Annotated in this window: 16 protein-coding genes; 8 read left to right on the forward strand and 8 right to left on the reverse strand. The window is 35.8% G+C overall.

Features of this window, described 5'->3' with window-relative positions:
- The first annotated feature begins 131 nt into the window (after positions 1-131).
- Together APR43_RS00200 and APR43_RS00205 are read left to right on the forward strand one after the other, a co-directional pair.
- Entirely contained in the window at positions 132-2,564 is a 2,433-nt protein-coding gene (locus tag APR43_RS00200) for an arylsulfatase (RefSeq protein WP_053470338.1), read from the forward strand.
- A 17-nt stretch (positions 2,565-2,581) separates the two neighbouring features.
- A complete protein-coding gene (locus APR43_RS00205) occupies positions 2,582-4,063 on the forward strand; it encodes a DUF1254 domain-containing protein (protein WP_053470339.1) in 1,482 nt (493 codons plus the stop codon).
- A 410-nt stretch (positions 4,064-4,473) separates the two neighbouring features.
- Here the strand turns inward: APR43_RS00205 and APR43_RS00210 are convergent, their stop codons facing one another.
- The 4 genes from APR43_RS00210 to APR43_RS00225 form a co-directional block, all read right to left on the reverse strand.
- On the reverse strand, positions 4,474-5,964 hold the full coding sequence (locus tag APR43_RS00210; RefSeq protein ID WP_053470340.1) for a hypothetical protein: 1,491 nt from the start codon (positions 5,962-5,964) through the stop codon (positions 4,474-4,476).
- A 42-nt stretch (positions 5,965-6,006) separates the two neighbouring features.
- The gene (locus tag APR43_RS00215) at positions 6,007-7,815 is read right to left on the reverse strand and encodes a T9SS type A sorting domain-containing protein (RefSeq protein WP_053470341.1); all 1,809 of its coding nucleotides are present in this window, start codon (positions 7,813-7,815) and stop codon (positions 6,007-6,009) included.
- 341 nt (positions 7,816-8,156) lie between these two features.
- Positions 8,157-8,606 carry a PaaI family thioesterase gene (locus APR43_RS00220; protein ID WP_053470342.1) on the reverse strand — a complete coding sequence of 150 codons (450 nt, stop codon included), beginning with the start codon at positions 8,604-8,606 and terminating at the stop codon, positions 8,157-8,159.
- A 77-nt stretch (positions 8,607-8,683) separates the two neighbouring features.
- Positions 8,684-9,274 (reverse strand): TetR/AcrR family transcriptional regulator, encoded by a 591-nt coding sequence (locus tag APR43_RS00225; RefSeq protein WP_053470343.1) that lies wholly within the window; start codon positions 9,272-9,274, stop codon positions 8,684-8,686.
- Positions 9,275-9,459: 185 nt separating this feature from the next.
- Between APR43_RS00225 and APR43_RS00230 the strand changes: the two genes are divergently transcribed.
- On the forward strand, positions 9,460-10,233 hold the full coding sequence (locus APR43_RS00230; protein WP_053470344.1) for a methyltransferase domain-containing protein: 774 nt from the start codon (positions 9,460-9,462) through the stop codon (positions 10,231-10,233).
- A gap of 123 nt (positions 10,234-10,356) precedes the next feature.
- On the opposite strand, the gene APR43_RS00235 is transcribed toward APR43_RS00230, so the two are convergent.
- Entirely contained in the window at positions 10,357-10,947 is a 591-nt protein-coding gene (locus APR43_RS00235; protein ID WP_053470345.1) for a hypothetical protein, read from the reverse strand.
- Between the two features lie 201 nt (positions 10,948-11,148).
- Between APR43_RS00235 and APR43_RS00240 the strand changes: the two genes are divergently transcribed.
- Positions 11,149-11,670, forward strand: coding sequence for a PPC domain-containing DNA-binding protein (locus tag APR43_RS00240; protein WP_082356353.1), 522 nt, complete (start codon positions 11,149-11,151; stop codon positions 11,668-11,670).
- A gap of 30 nt (positions 11,671-11,700) precedes the next feature.
- Complete coding sequence (locus APR43_RS00245) at positions 11,701-12,069, forward strand: hypothetical protein (RefSeq protein WP_053470347.1); 369 nt, start codon at positions 11,701-11,703, stop codon at positions 12,067-12,069.
- A 1-nt stretch (position 12,070) separates the two neighbouring features.
- Here APR43_RS00245 and APR43_RS00250 read toward each other — a convergent pair whose 3' ends face one another.
- Together APR43_RS00250 and APR43_RS00255 are read right to left on the reverse strand one after the other, a co-directional pair.
- Entirely contained in the window at positions 12,071-12,883 is an 813-nt protein-coding gene (locus APR43_RS00250; RefSeq protein ID WP_053470348.1) for a helix-turn-helix domain-containing protein, read from the reverse strand.
- 83 nt (positions 12,884-12,966) lie between these two features.
- Entirely contained in the window at positions 12,967-13,986 is a 1,020-nt protein-coding gene (locus tag APR43_RS00255) for an SDR family NAD(P)-dependent oxidoreductase (RefSeq protein ID WP_053470349.1), read from the reverse strand.
- Positions 13,987-14,142: 156 nt separating this feature from the next.
- Here APR43_RS00255 and APR43_RS00260 point away from each other — a divergent pair, with 156 nt between their 5' ends.
- The 3 genes from APR43_RS00260 (at position 14,143) to APR43_RS00270 (ending at position 17,787) form a co-directional block, all read left to right on the forward strand.
- Entirely contained in the window at positions 14,143-14,781 is a 639-nt protein-coding gene (locus tag APR43_RS00260; RefSeq protein ID WP_053470350.1) for an NAD(P)H-binding protein, read from the forward strand.
- A 130-nt stretch (positions 14,782-14,911) separates the two neighbouring features.
- Positions 14,912-15,508, forward strand: a complete 597-nt coding sequence (locus tag APR43_RS00265; protein ID WP_053470351.1) for a biliverdin-producing heme oxygenase — start codon at positions 14,912-14,914, stop codon at positions 15,506-15,508.
- 5 nt (positions 15,509-15,513) lie between these two features.
- A complete protein-coding gene (locus APR43_RS00270; protein WP_053470352.1) occupies positions 15,514-17,787 on the forward strand; it encodes an ATP-binding protein in 2,274 nt (757 codons plus the stop codon).
- A gap of 4 nt (positions 17,788-17,791) precedes the next feature.
- On the opposite strand, the gene APR43_RS00275 is transcribed toward APR43_RS00270, so the two are convergent.
- Complete coding sequence (locus APR43_RS00275; protein WP_053470353.1) at positions 17,792-18,700, reverse strand: phytanoyl-CoA dioxygenase family protein; 909 nt, start codon at positions 18,698-18,700, stop codon at positions 17,792-17,794.

An 18,700-nucleotide genomic window follows, 5' to 3' on the forward strand; every position in this document is an offset into this window, starting at 1 on the left:
CATTCATTAATTTGAATGGTTTTTTTTTGTGGAATCAGAGCAAATAGGTTTCAAATTATAATTTGAAACCTATTTGTAAGATTTTGGTTCTTAGTAAGTTGTAACTTAGTTGTCCCTTAAAACCACAAATCATGAAAACAAACGACATTTTAAATGCTGCTTTAATTTTCATAAAAAATAAAGCAATACTTCTATTATTTGTAATTATTGGTACACAGGTTACTTTTAGCCAGGAAAATGAAAAACCGGAAACTCCAAAAGTTTTGCCGCAACCTGATTTTCATTTTTCAGGATATGTGGGCAGAACGTATCTGGATTCAGATCCGCCGCAATTTCCTCAGCCTGTAAAAGCTCCAAAAGGCGCACCAAACGTGGTGCTCATTTTATTAGATGATTCGGGATTTGGACAGTTTAGTACTTTTGGCGGCGGCGTACCTTCGCCAACAATGGATAAACTTGCAGCAGAAGGAATTCGTTACAATAAATTTCATACTACAGCGCTTTGCAGTCCAACGCGTGCAGCCTTAATAACAGGACGAAATCATCACTCAGTTTCTTTTTCCGGAATTACAGAAGCGGCTACAGGTTATGACGGCGCAGTTTGTATACTACCCAAAAATGCCGCAACCATTGCCGAAGTTTTACGTCAAAATGGTTACATGACGGCATGGATTGGTAAAAATCACAATACACCTGCTTGGGAAACCAGTGAAGCAGGACCGTTTGACCGCTGGGCAAACGGATTAGGCTTCGAATATTTTTATGGATTTAATTCTGGAGATATGAATCACTGGAACCCGGTTTTGTTTGAAAACCGAAATCTTGTTCCAGTTTCTAAAGATCCAAATTATCACATGACAGTCGACCTTGCAGATCATGCTATTGCATGGGTACAAAAAGTAAAATCGATCGCGCCAGATAAACCTTATTTTTTATACGTTGCCCCGGGTGCGGCACATTCACCGCATCATGCTCCGCAGGACTGGATAGACAAGTTCAAAGGTAAATTTGATATGGGCTGGGATGCTTACAGAGAGCAGACTTTTGAAAGACAGAAAAAACTGGGTGTTATTCCGCCAGATGCAAAACTTACTCCAAGACCAGAAAGTCTGCCAGCGTGGAGTTCACTCAATGCCGATCAAAAACGTTTGTATGCCAGAATGATGGAAGTATTTGCGGCATACGGTTCACATTGTGATTATGAAATGGGAAGAGTGGTCAATGCTGTAAAACAATTGCCCGATGCAGATAATACCATTATTATTTACATTGCCGGAGATAATGGCGCCAGTGCCGAAGGCGGAATAGAAGGTTCTGTAAATGAAAATTTATTTTTTAACGGAATTCCCGAAAAATGGCAGGATAACCTTAAAGTGATAGACGAGTTGGGCGGGCCAAAACATTTTAATCATTTTACGGCAGAATGGGCGTGGGCAATGGATACACCTTTTCAATGGACAAAACAGGTGGCAAGTCATTTTGGAGGAACACGAAACCCTATGATTATTTCATGGCCTGCCAAAATTAAAGACAAAGGAGGTTTAAGAAGCCAGTTTACACATACCATTGATGTTGTACCAACGCTTTATGATGTCATTGGTATTACACCACCTGAAGTTGTAAATGGTATTACTCAAAAGCCTATTGAAGGAATTAGTTTTGCTTATACTTTTAATGATGCCAAAGCAAAAGAAAAACATACAACCCAATATTTTGAACTGGCTGTAAACAGAGGTATTTATCACAATGGCTGGATGGCTTCGGCATTATCATTTGCACCGTGGAATCCAAATCGTGGTGCATTTGATCCCGATAAACAAAAATGGGAGCTTTATAAAGTCGATGAAGATTTTAGTCAGGCCAATGATTTAGCAGCAAAAAATCCGCAGAAATTAAGAGAAATGCAGGATTTATGGTGGGTTGAAGCGGCTAAATACAATGTACTTCCGCTGGACTGGCGTGCTGTTGAAAGACTGAACGGAGAATTAATGGGAAGACCAACGCTGGCCGGAGACACCAATACTTTTACTTATTATTCCGGACAAGTGGGTTTACCAAATGAAGCCGCTCCAAGAATCCTTAATAAATCATGGTCAATTACCGCCGATATTGATGTTCCAGATAATGGAGCAGAAGGAATGATTGTAACACACGGAGGTTTAGTAGGCGGTTACGGACTTTATGTACAAAACGGTAAACCAAGTTTTGTTTACAATAATCTTGCTTTAGAACGTCCTACAGTTACAGGAAATGAAGTATTGCCAAAAGGAAAAGTAAAACTGGTTGTTGATTTTAAATATGAAGGCAAAGGGGAAGAAAGAGGAAAAGGAGCAACGGTTACACTGCTTGTTAATGGCAAAAAAGTAGGAGAAGAACATCTGGAAAGAACAATACCTATTCAAATATCTCTTAATGAAGGTTTAGATGTGGGAATGGATGCCGGTTCTCCAGTTGATTTTAATTATAAACTCCCTTTTGAATTTACCGGAAAAATTGAAAAAGTAACGTATAACCTGAGTGAAAACAAAGGCTCAAAAACAGGAAAATCCGCGAAAGCGAAATAACTATAAAACCATTTTTTATGAAAAAGCTATTTCTATATTTTAGTCTGCTTCTTCTTGTTTTAAGCAGCTGTAAAAAAGAATCTGATACTTCAGTTTTAGACAATAACTCGTCAGATTCAAGTTCAGACGGTTATGAATTTGTTGGAGGATATCCAACCGAAAAAACAATACAAAAAGCATACGATGATGCTGATTTAAACAGGGCAATACAAGCTTATAAATTTTTCTATCCAACAGTTTCTGGTGAAGGTTTGGTAAAAGGAAACGACACGATTAAAATTATCCCAAACAGTTCATTTGGAACATTAGACACTAAACCAGGGCAAATTGGGTTTACATTAAACTCTGATACTCCGTATGGTCCAATTCCAATTGATTTGTCAAAAGGGCCAATGATTATTGATGTTCCTAAAGGACCGCTTATTGTGGTTGCTATGGATGTAAACCAGCGATGGGTTGCCGATATGGGTATTCCGGGGCCTGATGCAGGAAATGGAGGGAAACATTTATTACTTCCGCCTGCTTATAAAGGCTCTGTTCCGGGTTCTGGTTATTATGTATGGAAATCTTCATCAAATAATCTTACAGTTGGGATACGATCGCTTCCTGTAGGCGGTGATGTAAAAGCGGCTATGGAACGCATTAAAACAGTAAAAGTATATCCGCTAAACAAAGGAGCCGACTGGAAAGATCCAAGCTGGCTTGAACTTACAGATAAACCTCAAAATACAACACCTGTTGCGTGGGAAAATAATATTAAATACTGGGAATCGCTAAACGATGTAATTCAGCGTGAACCTGCTTATGATGGGTATCGAAATTATTACGGAGAACTGGCTGTATTGGGTATCATAAAAGGAAAACCTTTTAAACCAGATGCACGTTTGAAAGGAATACTCGAAAAAGCGGCGAAAATAGCAAATGCGCAAATGAGAGTACAATCGTTTGCTGATCGCCGCCCTGATAAAGTAGTATGGAATGACAGAAAATGGGAATGGGTTGGCTTAAGATTTGAAGACGGAGACTTCAATACCCAAAATTATGTAGATCTTGATGGTCGCGAAACATGGTTTTATCAGGCTATTGGAGCCTCTCCTTCAATGTTTCGCAGAAAAGAAGGTTCTGGATCGTTGTACTGGCTTGGACTTAAAGACGGCACAGGAAAATATGTGGATGGCGGAAAAACATACAAGCTTACGATTCCTACGCCTGTTCCTGCAAAGCTTTTTTGGTCGGTAACTATTTATGATGCGCTTACGAGAAGTCAGGTTATAACAGATCAGAATAAAGCGGCTCTTCGTTCTTTATTTGAATTGAAAGATAAAATAGGAGGAAAGAGTATCGATTTGTATTTTGGACCAAAAGCTCCTGAGGGAAAAGAAGGACAATGGATAAAAACGCTTCCTAACAGAGGCTGGTTTGCCTATTTTAGAATTTACGGCCCGGAAGCCGCCGCTTTTAACGGAAGCTGGAAACCGGGGGATTTTGAGGAATTGTGAATTGTTAATGGTTAATTATCAATTATATAAAAGGGGCTGATCATATTTTTGAGTCAGCCTCTTTTTAATATTTGATTTGTATGTTTAATGAGATGTTGTCCCTACGGGACAATTTTTCTGTGGTCGATATTGGTTTTTCTACCGATATGAAACTCCTAACGGAGTTTACGTTTGCAGAATGTATTAGAATTTATTTTTTTTCTAGGATATGAAATTCCTAACAGAATTTATGTTTGCAGAAATGCATTAGGATTTAAAAAACTCCGTTAGGAGTTTCTGGTCGCTAGAAAATGTTTGGAAATTTGCTGCAGAAAAAAAACTCCGTTAGGAGTTTCAGATCGGTACAAAAAAATGCATTACCCGATATTATTGTCCCGTAGGGACTACATTTTTTTATACAAATGAGTAAATTATTTAATTGTAATTGTCATATTGGGTACGACGATATCACCAGTAAGTCCTGTGTAACGCTGTGCAAAAATTTCAATATAATCACCATTAACTAATTCTACTGATGCATTAATGGGTAAAACTACTATATCATTTGTTGCTTGGCCTCTCCCATAAATTTTATATTGAGTTATGGGAGTTCCATTTTTACCCACATAAATAATATAAGTTCCGGCAAAAGGAACCTGAAAAGATATAGATCCTCCAATTTGGAAAATTCGTTTCTTTTTTCCCTGATATCGTAATCGATTAACATTATCTGTTGAGAACCTGAATAAATTCGTGTATGTGGTAGTGGGAGTACCAGTTGCGCCAACTTTTACAATATTACTAGGATTTGCAGAGTTAAAGGTGACTCCAAGTCCACTTCCAACAGTATAATCCATAGACATATCACCAACAGCACTTGCGTCAGTTTCATTAGGAATTCCGGCAGCTCTTACGCTCCAGCTATTAGTAAAATTATATCCTGTATACGATCCCGTTGTATAGCCTTTTACATACCCTGTTGTATTTGAACCCGTAAAAACAACAGATTCTAATACAGCATCTCCAGTAATAGTAAGCCCGGATGTAGAAACATCAAATCCTACGGCAGTTCCGTCAACCTGACTAAAACCACCTTGTTTTTCTACTAATGTAAAAGTTCCGGTTAGTTTTTCATAAGTTCCGGTATTATTGCTAAACCAACCCATATTACTTAGTAAAAGCAGATTAATATTGTTATAAGTTATTCCGGTTGTATTTCCCGTAAAATTGACAATACTCAAAAATACAAGTCCAAAACCAGATATTGTCCCTACACTTGCCGAATTGGCAACGATACAGTCCCTAAAAACTAAATTTTGAGTTGCTGATCCACTCAGGTTAAAAACACTTCCTGTTGCTGCTCTAAGGGTTACATTTTTTATATTTCCTCCTGTAGCGCCTTCAAAAATATTTCCTGTTGTTCTAAGTATAATATCATCATTTGAATCTAAACCGTGTACATAAGCATTATTTAATTCTATAGGAAAATTGAAAGTAACAGTACCATTTATTTCATATAATGTATTTGAGTTTAAAAGATATTTTGATCCTCCGCCTGCAGTCAGTTCTGCTGCCAAAACGGTTGCTAAATTATCTGTAGATCGAATACGTTTAAAATTTAATCTGGGATTTACACCGCTGCTCACCACTAACCATGACGTTGTACCTGATGAATAATAATAAAAAGCTTTTAAATCAGTATCATATACAATTAATCCGTCAGCAGGAGTTGTTATGGCAGCTCTTTGGGCGGTAGTCATTCTGGGAGTCAGCATACCCTGAGTAGTTGAGGTAATATCTAATACTGAACTGGCATTAGGAGTAGTAGTTCCAATTCCGACCTGAGCGTATGATATAAAGGATAAAAAAATAAAAACGAGTAGTAATAATGCCTGGTGGTTTTTTGAGGCTGTATTTTTCATAATTTCAGGTTTTAGATAGTTGAAAGGCAATAAAAAACATTATTAATTTCCTGCATTCGAAATAATTACTTTTTGGGATATTTTTTCATTATCAGCAGTTATGAAGGTCGCAATATATACTCCGGAACTTAAGCCGGAAGTAGAGAAACTATAGTTTTCTTCAACCCCCAAGTTCTCTTTATACCGAACTGTTTTACCCACCATATCATAGAGATAAAATGACTTAAACAAAATAAAATCCGGATTTGAAGCTTTTAATAAACGGCTTGAATTGTCCTGCATAATGAAAAAATTACTTTTAGCATTTTCATCTGTGCCCAGTGTTTTGTTTGTGAAAGTAATTTTAAAACGATCCGGGAATACGCCTGCCGGAATGGTAACTTCATAATTCCCCGTTTTAATATTATGATACGATGCATCTGAAGCATCATATATAAATATATTTTGCGCAGGGTCGAAGTTGATAACTTCGGGAATATAAAATTTAAGGGTAGTGCTGGCTTCGGCCTTTACGGTTAAAGGAATTTGTTTGGTAATATCAAAATTAGTACCTGTAATAATATAATTTTTTCCTTCCATCAAAAAGAAAGTATCGCTGGGAAAATTGTCCATGCTTACGGCGTCAAGACCTCTGTCAACTCCGTCAGTAGCTTCCGGTAAAAATGCAAGAGCCAGCTGTCTGGTAAATTCGTTGTTGATAATAGCATTTATCCTGATGTGCGGAATATCATTTGATTCTTCGGCTTTTTCAGTTTTAGCTGTTGCTTCGGTTTTAGCAGTGGTTTTATCTTTTGCGGGTTTTTCAAATTGCGACAAACCTGCGCCTTCTTTATAAAATATTCGATACGAATTTCTAAAGGTTACCGTTCCGTTTGCAGCGCCTTTAATTACAAATCCCTGTCCAATAGGCGAGTATTTACGCTGACGCATAAGCCCAGACGAAGTACCAACCGTATTTAACGAACCATCACCATTATAACTATTAAAAGTGGCCGGAACATAAATACCGTTTGAACCTAAACTTCCGGGTGAATAAGTGGCATATCCGCCTCTGTAAGCCTTAATTAAGTGTGAATTTGTGGTTTTGTCCTGTTCCCAGAAATAAGCAATTCCCGTACAGGCACTGTTTAGCGGATCTAATAAAAAAGCATTTAAATGCAAGGCAGAAGGATATGGATTTCCGGTTAAGGTTGAGGCATTTCCCGCACCAACGGTAACGGTAATATTTCCGTCATTGGGTTTTCCTCTAAAATCATAACGCTGAGCGCCAGTTCCGCCGGGATTATTTGCTCCTGTTCCTTCCGGGTCTACAGCATCAGTGCCACTGGTTCCTTTCATGGTGAAACCTTCACCGGGTGCCAGTGTAGTAGTAGTTCCTACCTGAACCCATTGCGAATAACTATTGGCATTGGTCAATTTATAAATCCATCGTGAAGCAATAGAAAGCGGATTTGCAATTCCGTCATAACTTGCTAACGGAAGGATTGTTGCGGCAGTCGAAGCCGTTGAGGTTGTAGGCCTGTTTAGCAGTGTAATACCAAAATTTCGATTTCCGGTTGCAGCTACGTTTACGCCTACGGGAGAACACCAGTAATTGTAGTCAAAATTATCTGCGCTTCCTTCCTGATAAACAGAAATTATTCCGGTTCCTACATTAGTCGAAGTTCCTGTTGTACCCTGAACCAGCTGAGATAAATTACGCAGATATAAATTTGAATTTGCGGCAAGGTTTATGGTTTGTCCTACGTAAAGAACCTGGTTTTTTACATAAACGGGAGTACTTGCGCCAACATAAATCTGTCCAAAACTTTGAATAGAAATGATATAAATTAATAAGGCAAATTTTTTCATAATTTTTAGTTTAGTTAAAAATTAGATGCTTTTGAAACCCTTAATTATATATTTCCGCCTGCAGCAAATAGTTGCTGTTTCCTCACTGCATGATTAAGAATTCACTTTTATAAAAAACGGAAAGTAAAGTACGATTGAAACTAATTTAATTGTAAATAAAAGCTGCATTAAATAGTTTGCTAACTAGAAAAATACTTACTTAAAACTTACAATAAATCAAATATTTAAGAAATTTACTATACTCAAATTTAGACTCTATATAACTTAAATTTTTATATAATTTCCTACAATTTTTATATAATTTCCATTTTACGCCCTTGTCTTATAAAAGTGAATCGATATTAAAGAACTTTTTTGACTACATTGGTTTTAAAGAGATTAGAATATCCTCTGGCAATTAGTCTTGTTTCGGTTTCATTCCAAATCTCGCATTGCGCATTCACGAATTGTTTCCCTTTTTTTATTATAGAAGTTTTAGCCAGAATATTGTCTCCGGAATGAGCAGGAGCGAAGTAATCAATAGTCAGGTTTATTGTAGTGTAAAAATGTTCCTCGTCAAGCGAAAATAACGTCGCACCAATACAATCATCTACAATTGCCGCCGTAACTCCGCCGTGAAGAGATTTAATTGGATTTGTCATTTCCTCTCTAATGTGATATTTAAAAGTTACTGTTCCAGGCTCAGCTACAACAACGATAGGTTTCATCCAAAGCATAAATGGAGAAGGTGAAAGCACAAATTCCCCGCCAATGTGATCTTGCAGCACTTCTAATCTTGTTTTTGTTTTCATTATTTAAATTTTAAATTAGTAATTATACCAATCGGTATATTTTTGTATATAAAAAAAGCAATCGGTAGAATATTGCTTTATTCTAAGTCGTCGATAATTTTGTTAAGCGAAAGCATTATAGCAGATAAATCAGTGTCACTTCCTGTTAATTTGCTTATCATCATGCCTCCTTCAATCAATGCAATTATGGTTAAAGCTGTGTTTTCAACATTAATTGATTTTGCTTTAAATTCTCCGGCATTTATACCCTGATTGATGAGGTACATTAGTTTCTCTTTCCAATACAACAGCGTTCTTTCGGCATATTTTTTAAGAACCGGATGCGTATCGTCAGATTCAATAGCAGTATTCAAAATAGGACAGCCTCCAAGTGTTACATCCAGACTTGGGTATTTGGCATAAACGCGTGGATAAACTAGCAATTTTTCTTTAAAAGTTCTTTGTTTTTCGATTTCCCGGCTTAAAACATCGTGAAGCTTTTTCACATTAAACTTAAAAGAAGCAATGGCAACTTCATCTTTATTCTCGAAATTACCGTAAATACTTCCTTTGGTAAGACCTGTTGCTGTTGTCATATCATTTATAGATGTACCGCTGTAACCCTTTGTATTAAAGATTGGAGCTGTTTTTTCAATTATAAATTGCTTAGTTTTTTCTGCTTTACTCATCTTGAAATGATTTAGTTATACAAATATATACCAATCGGTATAATTTTAAAGCGATTTATATAATTATTTTTTATGAGATTATTGTGAGTTGGTTTTAATCTACAAAAATTGAAATTTAGTATCTTAGTATTTATTGCAAAAAGCGAATTTACAATTCCCTTATTTTTAATTTAAAAAATCAAAGTATGCCTTGGAATCCAGATGTTTATAACAAGTTTAAAGATATTCGATACAAACCATTTTATGATTTAATAGAATTTATACAACCGCAAAAAGGAATGAAAGCTATTGATTTAGGATGCGGTACGGGAGAACAGACTTCTATTTTGGCAGATAAATTTAAAGAGGCTCATTTTCTGGGTATAGATTCTTCTGCAGAAATGCTGGAAAAGTCAAAATCGTTAGAAACTGATAATCTCCATTTTAAAAAAGCAACTACAGAAGAAACCATAAATTCTGGTGAAAAATGGGATTTGATTTTTAGCAATGCAGCTTTACAATGGTCATACGATCATGAAAGTTTGTTTCCGAATTTATTAAAATTACTGAATAAAGATGGGCAGTTTGCCGTACAAATGCCCGTTCAGCCAAAAAATAAACTCAATAAAATCCTTTCTGAACTTGTTGATGAAGAACCGTTTAAATCTTATTTAAAAGGTTATAAAAGAGATTCTCCGGTTTTAGGTCTTGACGAATATGCACAAATACTTTTTGACGGAGGTCTTAAGGATATTGAAATCCTTCAGAAAGTGTATCCCATTATTGCTGATGATCACGAAACGCTTTATAATTTTATTTCGGGTTCGGCATTAATTCCTTATATCGAAAGGCTTGAAGGCGAACAAAAAGAACTTTTTATTAAAACGTATAAAGAGAGAATTGCAGTAAATTTTCCTAAACTTCCTGCTATTTATGCTTTTAAAAGGATTTTGATGTATGGAAGAAAGGGGGGCAATTAGTGGTCAGTGATCAGTTAATTAGTCATCAGTTAAATAGTGGTCAGGGAATTAGTGATCAGTGAATAGTAAAAAGTAAAAAGCCTGTAGATTTCTCTACAGGCTTTTTTGAATTAATAGTCAAATTTAGTCTTTATATAAAATAATTACAGCTTTGTAGCCTGTTCCAACATTCCATTGGCTGGCTTCAATCACTTTTCCGTTGTCGTCATAAACCTGAAATTCGGCTGTGTTTGGTGATGCTGAACCTTCGTTTAAAGCTTCAAAATCAATTTTATTCATTCCTTTTACCAGGTTTATTTTAAATCCTTTAAATTCTCCTACCAGACTAACTTCCGGTTCGATCACTTTATCATTAAGATATACTCTAATTTTATCACCGTCAACAAAAGCAGCATCACGATAACGAATGGTTGAGGTTGTTGATTTGGTTACAAATCCTCCTAAATATTCATTTCTTCTGTAAAAAATACCTTCAACGTTTGCCTCTCTTTTATAAAGCGTGTTGTCCTTAAAAAGTTCCTCCGGATTTATTTTTAAAACAATCGGGTCTTTTGCAAGAGTAGGTTCATCCGGCGGCGGTGTTTCCGTTGGCGGAATAACTTCTTTAGTTTCCGGAGTTTTAGATTGAATAGGCTGATATTTCCCTTTAACTTCTCCCTGAGAATAAGCTTGAAGTGAAGTAACGATTATAATTAAAAACAATATTCTTTTCATACTTAAATTTATTTTGAAATGTATAGAAGCAATTTTGACCTCTAAATATCTATTTATAACAATCGATTAAGCCATTTATTGCCCAAAAAAGTAATTAAATAGCCAGATGTAGAAGTTTTGTAATAATCGTATCGAAATAGTGTAAAGATTTGTTTACATATCTGGGTAATTTTAAAATTGTAATTATTTAATATTCAGGAGATGCATTTAACATTTAGAAAAATAGTACTTGGAGCATTTTTATGTATGGCTGTAAGTGTGCAGGCGCAACAAAAAAATGACAATGAAAAATGCCGTTATACCAAAACTACTTATGGTTATTTGATGGTTTTGCGTGAGGGAGATAATGTACTCAGCTTGATTGAAAACTTAGCGAAAGAACAGCAGATTCCTTCGGCAAATTTTACCGGAATTGGTTTTGCGCAGGAAGTTACTTTTGGATTTTACGATTTTAATCAAAAGAAATTTAATCCTAAAACATTCAATAAGGTCGAAATGGGAAGTTTAACGGGCTCAATTGCATGGAATGAAGGAAAACCATCCCTGCACATTCACGGAGTTGCTACAGATGATAAATTTGATGCTTATGGCGGACATATTCTTGCGCTGAAAGTTGGAACGGGTTCTATGGAAATTTATATAACGGTCAATAGTGAAAAACTCGAAAGAAAAATAGAGCAGCCTTTGAATGCTAATGTATTACAGCTTCCGTGCATAAAATAAATTTAAAGTTTACAAACTAAAATTATAATTATGAAATCATTTTTTAAATCAAATATAGCCTTACTCTTTATTCTGATTACAGTTTTATTTTCATGTAAAAATAATCAGGATGGTTACAGCGATGAAATTGAAACCACAACTGTAACAGACAGCACAAAAAAGCCTGTAGACAGTACAGGCACAAATGAAACCGGAACGAATAAAAGTACGGGCAAGCCAATTACAGGCGCTGCAAGTTCAACGACCAATAAAGATTTAGGAAAAGAAGGTACTGCAAAAGGCGGAACCGGAACGGGAATAGGACCAGGCGAAGATGCTCAGGATGGCGCTACTTATACCAGCTCTTCAAAAAAGCAAAATATTGATAAAGATTCGGTTAGAATAAAACCCAGAAAATAGTTTATTCTATACTGGCTAATGCTGTTGGCGAATAACCAAATTGTTTTTTGAACGCAAAAGAGAAATGGGAAAGATTTTCAAAACCAACTTCGTAATATATTTCGGTTGGCTTTTTTTTATTCTCTGCCAAATGATAATGCGCTAATTCAAGCCTTTTTTTGGTAAGCCATTTTTGAGGCGTTGTATTAAAGTACTTTTTAAAATCCCGATTAAAAGTAGATAAACTGCGGCCTGTTAAATAACTCAATTTTTCCATTGGCATATTAAACATAAAATTACGCTGCATAAAATCGATCAAATCAATTTTTCCAGGTTCGTCAAAGCTTGCTAAAACAGCATCAATTCTTTTGTCGATTGTCCTTAAAATAGTGATCGCTTCGGTTATTTTTAAAGAAGCAATATCTTCTGGAAAATCGCCTTCAATATCAAAATAAGGCATTAAGGAAGCCAGACAGCTTTCTAATAACGGATGATTGCTGTAAGAAATGATTTTTTGTTCAGAACCTGTTTTGGCACTTAAATCAATGTTTTTATAAAACTCTTTTAAGCGTTTAACCGAAAGATGCATGACAACCGTTTTGTGCGGCTGGCCATTTTTGGGATAATTGATAATAGTCGCCAGTAAATTTCTGGGAATAAGGAAAATATCTCCGGCTTTAAAAGTGAAAACGGCATCGGTTTGTATGATTTTGGTTTCTCCGGAAATAAACCAAATCAGCATATGATCATCAAAAACCAAATCAGATTTGAAGAACTTATCTTCATAACAAGAAAGTTTGATTTCAGGAGTTAAATATTTTGATATATGTTCCATTTTACAACAGTTTTAACCGCCAGGTTTTTTCTTCGATTATCAAAGATAAAAATCCTGACGGTATATTATTTTCTAAATCCGGATTAAATAACGTCAAATGACATTCCTAACAAACGTTCGCTTAAATCCCAAAGCCTTTTTGCATTATCCTGATCTACAGCATAAGGCTGAACGCCAAATATAGTTGAAGGATCATCAAATTTGTGTTCGACATCTCCAAGATCTAATCGGGCAACATCAGCATCTTCACAATAAACACCGCCAATGTTGTTCAATAAAGGACTCACAGCGCACCAAACCGTAGTTGCAGCGCCTTGATGCACGTTTTTTAATAAAGCAGCAACTTCTGGTTTTAAATTTCCGTCCTGATCATGCGTTCCTAGTTGTTTAAACAATTCAATAGGTTCGTCTCTGCCTAAATCAGTTCCCAAAACACTTCCCGGATGCAGGGAATACGCTCTTACATTAAAGTCTTTTGCACGGTTGTCCAGTTCTAAAGCAAATAAATTACACGCCGTTTTAGATTGTCCGTAACCTTGCAAAGTATGATATTCACGGTGAAGAAAATTAGGATCGTCAAAATTAAACGGCGCCATTTGATGCCCGAATGAAGATACATTTATGACTCTCGCGCCAGTTGCCTTTTTAAGTGCCGGCCATAATTTTGCCGTAAGCTGAAACTGTCCTAAATAATTGGTTACCAATTGCGATTCGTAACCACGATCATCTCTGCGTAACGGAACCCACATAATTCCTGCGTTATTAATAAGAAGATGAAGCGGTCTTCCTGAAGAAAGGAACTTTGCCGCAAACGAATCGATAGCATCCGGATTCATGAAATCTAAAGCTTCTAATTCTACATTAGGAATTCCGTCAAGATTTTTCTGTGCTTTTGCAATATCTCTCGCCGCCACAATTACAATTGCTCCGGCATTTACAAGTGTTTTGGTAGTTTCTAAACCAATGCCCGTGTGTCCGCCTGTTACAATGGCAATTTTTCCTGTCAGGTCAATTCCTTTAATTACATCTGCCGCAGTCGATTTTGCATTAAATCCTGATTGTAAAGGGTTTTGTAATGCTCCCTGATAATTATTTGCTTTCATTTTATAAATGTTTAATTGTTATGAAGCAAAATTATAGAGAAGCAAAACTTTCGATTTTGTTTAAAACGCCATTTTACTTTGTTTAAAATGTCATTTTCAATTCATTGTTTTTAAGTATCTTTAACGCTGTACAACCAGTCAATAAAACCTGAATTTATGAAAGCATTGGTAATTGGGGCTACAGGCTCAACCGGGAAATTTTTGGTAGAAGAACTGCTCAAGGATAATGATTATTCGTCTGTCGTAACTTTTGTTAGAAAACCTTCGGGCAAAGAACATCCTAAATTGACAGAACATATTGTCAATTTTGATGATATTGAATCTTTTAAAGATCAGATAAACGGTGGTGTTTTGTTTTCCTGCCTGGGAACAACTTTAAAAGCTGCGGGTTCAAAAGAAAAACAATGGAAGATAGATTTTGATATTCCGGCTGCATTTGCCGTTGCGGCGAAACAAAATGAAGTAAAATCTTTTGTACTTGTTTCTTCTTACGGAGCTTCTGCCACAAGCAGTGTTTTTTATTCTAAAATGAAAGGAAAGCTGGAAGATTATATCGCCGAACTTAATTTTGAGCAGTATGTTATTTTTAGACCGGGACCTTTGGTACGTGAAGATACTGACCGACTGGGCGAAAAAATTTCGGTTAAACTTTTCAATTTTCTCAATTCAATTGGCATTCTTACTAAGTTTAAACCGCTTGAAACACAGCTTTTGGCACAGAAATTAGTGAAGGCCCCAAAAATACTTCCAGCGGGAAAGAAAATAATAGAACTTAAAGAAATTTTTAAATTTTAATATTTGAAAAAGAAATAACGCAATTAAAAAGAAATTGTAATAGATTTTTTAAAAAATTGGCAATGTTTTTTTATAAATTTGTTTTTAGTGAGAAAAAAAAGATTCTCCTAACAGCATAACATTACCTACAATGAACACAAACCCCGCTTCTTTGCTTTCTTCAGAATTTCTGACGGATATAAAAACACAAACCGCTACTTCTCATAAAAAATTAGAAAGCCTTCCGGTGTCAGCTTCTATTTTGTCTCCAGAGATGAAAATCGAAGATTATATTCACTATTTGAGTTTAATGCATGACGTTCATAAAAACACGGAAGACACAATATATCCCTTACTTTCTGGTATTGTTGAAGATTTAGAACAAAGAAAAAAAACACATCTTATTGAAGAAGATTTTCTTTTCCTTCATCACCAAAAAACAGGATCGGCAAAGGTTTTTCATCGTACAGAAATGACAGTCCCTTTTGCACTGGGCGTTTTGTATGTTATTGAAGGTTCAAGTTTAGGCGGAAGATTTATACTAAAAAACATTGTACTTAACCCGCAGCTTTCTAACGATCTGGGTATATCGTATTTTAAAGGTTACGGAGACAAAACAGGCAGTTACTGGAAAAATTTTCTAAATATACTTGCTGAATATGAACAAGATTATAATTGCGCAGACGATATCATAAAAGGAGCTATATATGCTTTTGATAGTATTTACAATCACTTTGAGAAGGCATAAAGAAAATGAAGATTAAAGATATAGTTAATCGCAATATTGTTACACTAACCAACTGTGAGCACGAACCAATCCATATTCCGGGAAGTATACAGCCACATGGTTTTTTAATTGGCCTGAATGCTGATTGGAAAATAGATTTTTGTACCGCTAATATTGCTGAATTTATTGATATACAGCATACCGAAGTATTAGGAAAGGATCTAACAGCAGTTTTTGGTTCAAAATCGCAGGAGCAGATTTTAGAATATTTAAATGAAGATAAAATTCAGAATGTATTTCCACTTGAAATTAATTTGCTCGAAAAGCAATTTCAGCTAAGTATTCACAAGAGTTTTGATATTTATGTTCTGGAGGCAGAGCCAAAATTTCCCGATAGAGAAAAACTGGCTGATGTTTATACGCAGACTATTCAGTTTGTAACCCAAATGAACAATACAAGTTCTCTTAAAGACCTGTGTGCACTTGTTGCGAAGGGAACGCGCGAAATTACCGGTTATGACCGTGTTATGATTTATCGTTTTGATGAACAGTATAATGGTGAAGTAATTGCTGAAAACTGCAGGGAAGACCTTGAACCTTTTTTAGGTTTGCATTATCCGCATACCGATATTCCGCCTCAGGCGAGAGAATTATATATAAAAAACCAGCTCAGGTTAATTGTTGATATTGATTATAAACCCGTTCCTATTTTTACGATTGATGATAGCAGAGAAGATAAGAATCTGGATTTAAGCCTTTCGATACTTAGAAGCACGTCTCCAATTCATGTTCAATATTTAAAAAATATGGGCGTTGGCGCGACACTAACGATTTCACTTATTCATCAGGACAAACTTTGGGGCTTAATAGCCTGCCATCATTATTCTAAAAAGAATATTTCGCCGGAAATCAGGCTCGCAGCAAAACTTCAGGGGCAGTTTATTACTTCTCAAATCGATATACGACAATCAAATGATGAAAATGTAAATGCCAGAAAAACATCTTTGGCACTCGAATTATTATCCGGTTTAGAACTTCCGCTTACAGAGGATTCATTAGAAACGATTATCAAGTCACCGCAATTATTGAATATTTGTAATGCGTCTGGAGTTTCTGTTTTGGTAAAAGATAAAATTTACAAAAACGGTTTAACGCCGTCAAATGAACAGATTATAAGCCTAATTGAATCGATTAGTAAGAAAACAACAGACAAAACATTTAGCACAAATAAGCTAAGGGACCATTTTCCGGAAATGGAAGAATGCTCTGATTTTGCTGGTATTATTTATCATTCTCTCGACAGTGCCAACCATATAATCTGGTACAGGCCCGAAACAATTTCAGAAATTAACTGGGGCGGCGATCCCGAAAAAGCTATTGTAAAAGACAGCAACGGCCTGCATCCCAGAAATTCATTTAATATCTGGAAACAAATTATTAAAAACCAAAGCAACATCTGGAAGCAGTACGAAATTAATGCCGCAACCCAGTATGCACATACGCTTCACAACCACTTGATGATGATAATGCTTAGTGAAGAGGAAGAAAAATACCGTACACAAAGCGAAATTTTGCGCGAAACCAATGCTGAACTTGAAAATATCAACTGGATTAGTACACACGATTTGCAGGAACCGCTGCGCAAAATTCAGTTAATTACTTCAAAAATGCTGACAGAATTAGATGTTATTCCTTTAGAATCCATTTCCAGTTCGTTAGTAAGAGTATCAAAATCTGCGGCAAGAATGCGGGTTTTACTAGAAGATATCCTAAAGTTTACGCGAATAAAATATACCAGAGATGCGTTGCAAGAAGTTGATCTGAATCAGATTTTGGAGATAACTTTAGCAGAAATGAAAGAAAATATCGCTGAGAAGAATGCAGTTATAGAAAGTGAAAACCTTCCCGAAGTTCACGCCATTGGGTTTTTAATGCGTCAGTTATTTTCTAATATTATTCAAAATTCATTAAAATACGCTTCGCAGGAAAGAACGCCTGTAATTAAAATCACGGCTTCAAAAGAGGCGGAATTGGTGGGGCATTCTAATAAAATTTACTGCCATTGGGTTAATTTTTCTGATAACGGAATTGGTTTTGAACAGCAGTATGCCGAAACAATTTTTAAAGTCTTTACAAGACTGCATAATCAGGATGAATACGGCGGATCTGGCGTAGGTTTGGCTTTATGCAAAAAAATTATGCAGACAGTTGGCGGCAATATTTATGCAACGGGAAAATTAGGAGTAGGGACAGATATAAAAATTTATTTTCCGTGCAATCCGGAAGATTCGCTTATATAAAAAATCAAATCCATTCTCCGGATGCATCATAATCATCTGGCAGATAGGTAAGGTATTGTACCATTCTTGGACTTAAACCTTTGTTTGGTGATGCACAATGCGGTAAAGTATTGTTCCAGATTATAAAATCGCCTGCATTGCCAGTAATCGGTTCTGGTTGTAAGATTTCGATGGCTTTGTTTCTTGGATTTTCATTTGGTTCAAGATCATTGAGCCAGTCATTTATTTTATTATGAAATCCCGGAACGCAATGAAAAGCACCGTCATCAATTCCACAATCTGTAAGATAGAGCAATCCCTGAAAACCAAAAGTAATGGGCTGTTTTAAACTAATATCCCAATGCAGCGGACTTCCTAAAAAAGTAAACTCGTTAGTTTCAGGCGGATTAAAACTGACTTTGTCAATGGTTTTGTAAATTTTGGTGGAATTATAAAGCTGTTCGTAAGCCTTTTTTATTCTTGGCGAAAAACGGTTTTTATTTAAGGTTTCATGATCAGAAAAATTAAGCATTAAACCTTTTTGATCTTTATGTCTTTTGTACCAGCTTTCGCTTTTATCAGGATCCATTTCTAAATAATCCCAAATGGCGTTAACGGTATCTTCGCAGTCTTTTTTCGAAACAGCATTTTTTACAATTACATAACCATTTTTATCCCAAAACTCAAGATCTTGTTCTGAAAGCACATTGTTTACAGTAGCTGCGACAGTGTTTCCGTTTTTCTTTTGATTGTTAATCCAGGTTTTAAAAGTTTCAAAATCAGGTTTTTCAAAATATAAAAACTGAACCGTATCTTCCATGCTGATTCCTAACTGGAACAAGGTTTTAATTTCCAGGTCCCATTGTTTATCCGTTATAACAGTGGATGTATTTATAGTGCGGTTCCATAAATTTTCAAGAATATTCCAAGGCAT

Origin of the sequence: Flavobacterium sp. NLM (assembly GCF_002210235.1) — a bacterium.
GTDB lineage: Bacteria > Bacteroidota > Bacteroidia > Flavobacteriales > Flavobacteriaceae > Flavobacterium > Flavobacterium panici.

Bases quoted from the DNA above. Each gene is read 5' to 3' on its own strand.
- APR43_RS00230 (WP_053470344.1), top strand. From the start codon at position 9,460: ATGCCTTGGAATCCAGATGTTTATAACAAGTTTAAAGATATTCGATAC.
- APR43_RS00210 (WP_053470340.1), bottom strand. From the start codon at position 5,964: ATGAAAAATACAGCCTCAAAAAACCACCAGGCATTATTACTACTCGTT.
- APR43_RS00260 (WP_053470350.1), top strand. From the start codon at position 14,143: ATGAAAGCATTGGTAATTGGGGCTACAGGCTCAACCGGGAAATTTTTG.
- APR43_RS00245 (WP_053470347.1), top strand. From the start codon at position 11,701: ATGAAATCATTTTTTAAATCAAATATAGCCTTACTCTTTATTCTGATT.
- APR43_RS00205 (WP_053470339.1), top strand. From the start codon at position 2,582: ATGAAAAAGCTATTTCTATATTTTAGTCTGCTTCTTCTTGTTTTAAGC.
- APR43_RS00270 (WP_053470352.1), top strand. From the start codon at position 15,514: ATGAAGATTAAAGATATAGTTAATCGCAATATTGTTACACTAACCAAC.
- APR43_RS00215 (WP_053470341.1), bottom strand. From the start codon at position 7,815: ATGAAAAAATTTGCCTTATTAATTTATATCATTTCTATTCAAAGTTTT.
- APR43_RS00235 (WP_053470345.1), bottom strand. From the start codon at position 10,947: ATGAAAAGAATATTGTTTTTAATTATAATCGTTACTTCACTTCAAGCT.
- APR43_RS00265 (WP_053470351.1), top strand. From the start codon at position 14,912: ATGAACACAAACCCCGCTTCTTTGCTTTCTTCAGAATTTCTGACGGAT.
- APR43_RS00275 (WP_053470353.1), bottom strand. From the start codon at position 18,700: ATGCCTTGGAATATTCTTGAAAATTTATGGAACCGCACTATAAATACA.
- APR43_RS00255 (WP_053470349.1), bottom strand. From the start codon at position 13,986: ATGAAAGCAAATAATTATCAGGGAGCATTACAAAACCCTTTACAATCA.
- APR43_RS00200 (WP_053470338.1), top strand. From the start codon at position 132: ATGAAAACAAACGACATTTTAAATGCTGCTTTAATTTTCATAAAAAAT.
- APR43_RS00240 (WP_082356353.1), top strand. From the start codon at position 11,149: ATGCATTTAACATTTAGAAAAATAGTACTTGGAGCATTTTTATGTATG.
- APR43_RS00225 (WP_053470343.1), bottom strand. From the start codon at position 9,274: ATGAGTAAAGCAGAAAAAACTAAGCAATTTATAATTGAAAAAACAGCT.
- APR43_RS00220 (WP_053470342.1), bottom strand. From the start codon at position 8,606: ATGAAAACAAAAACAAGATTAGAAGTGCTGCAAGATCACATTGGCGGG.
- APR43_RS00250 (WP_053470348.1), bottom strand. From the start codon at position 12,883: ATGGAACATATATCAAAATATTTAACTCCTGAAATCAAACTTTCTTGT.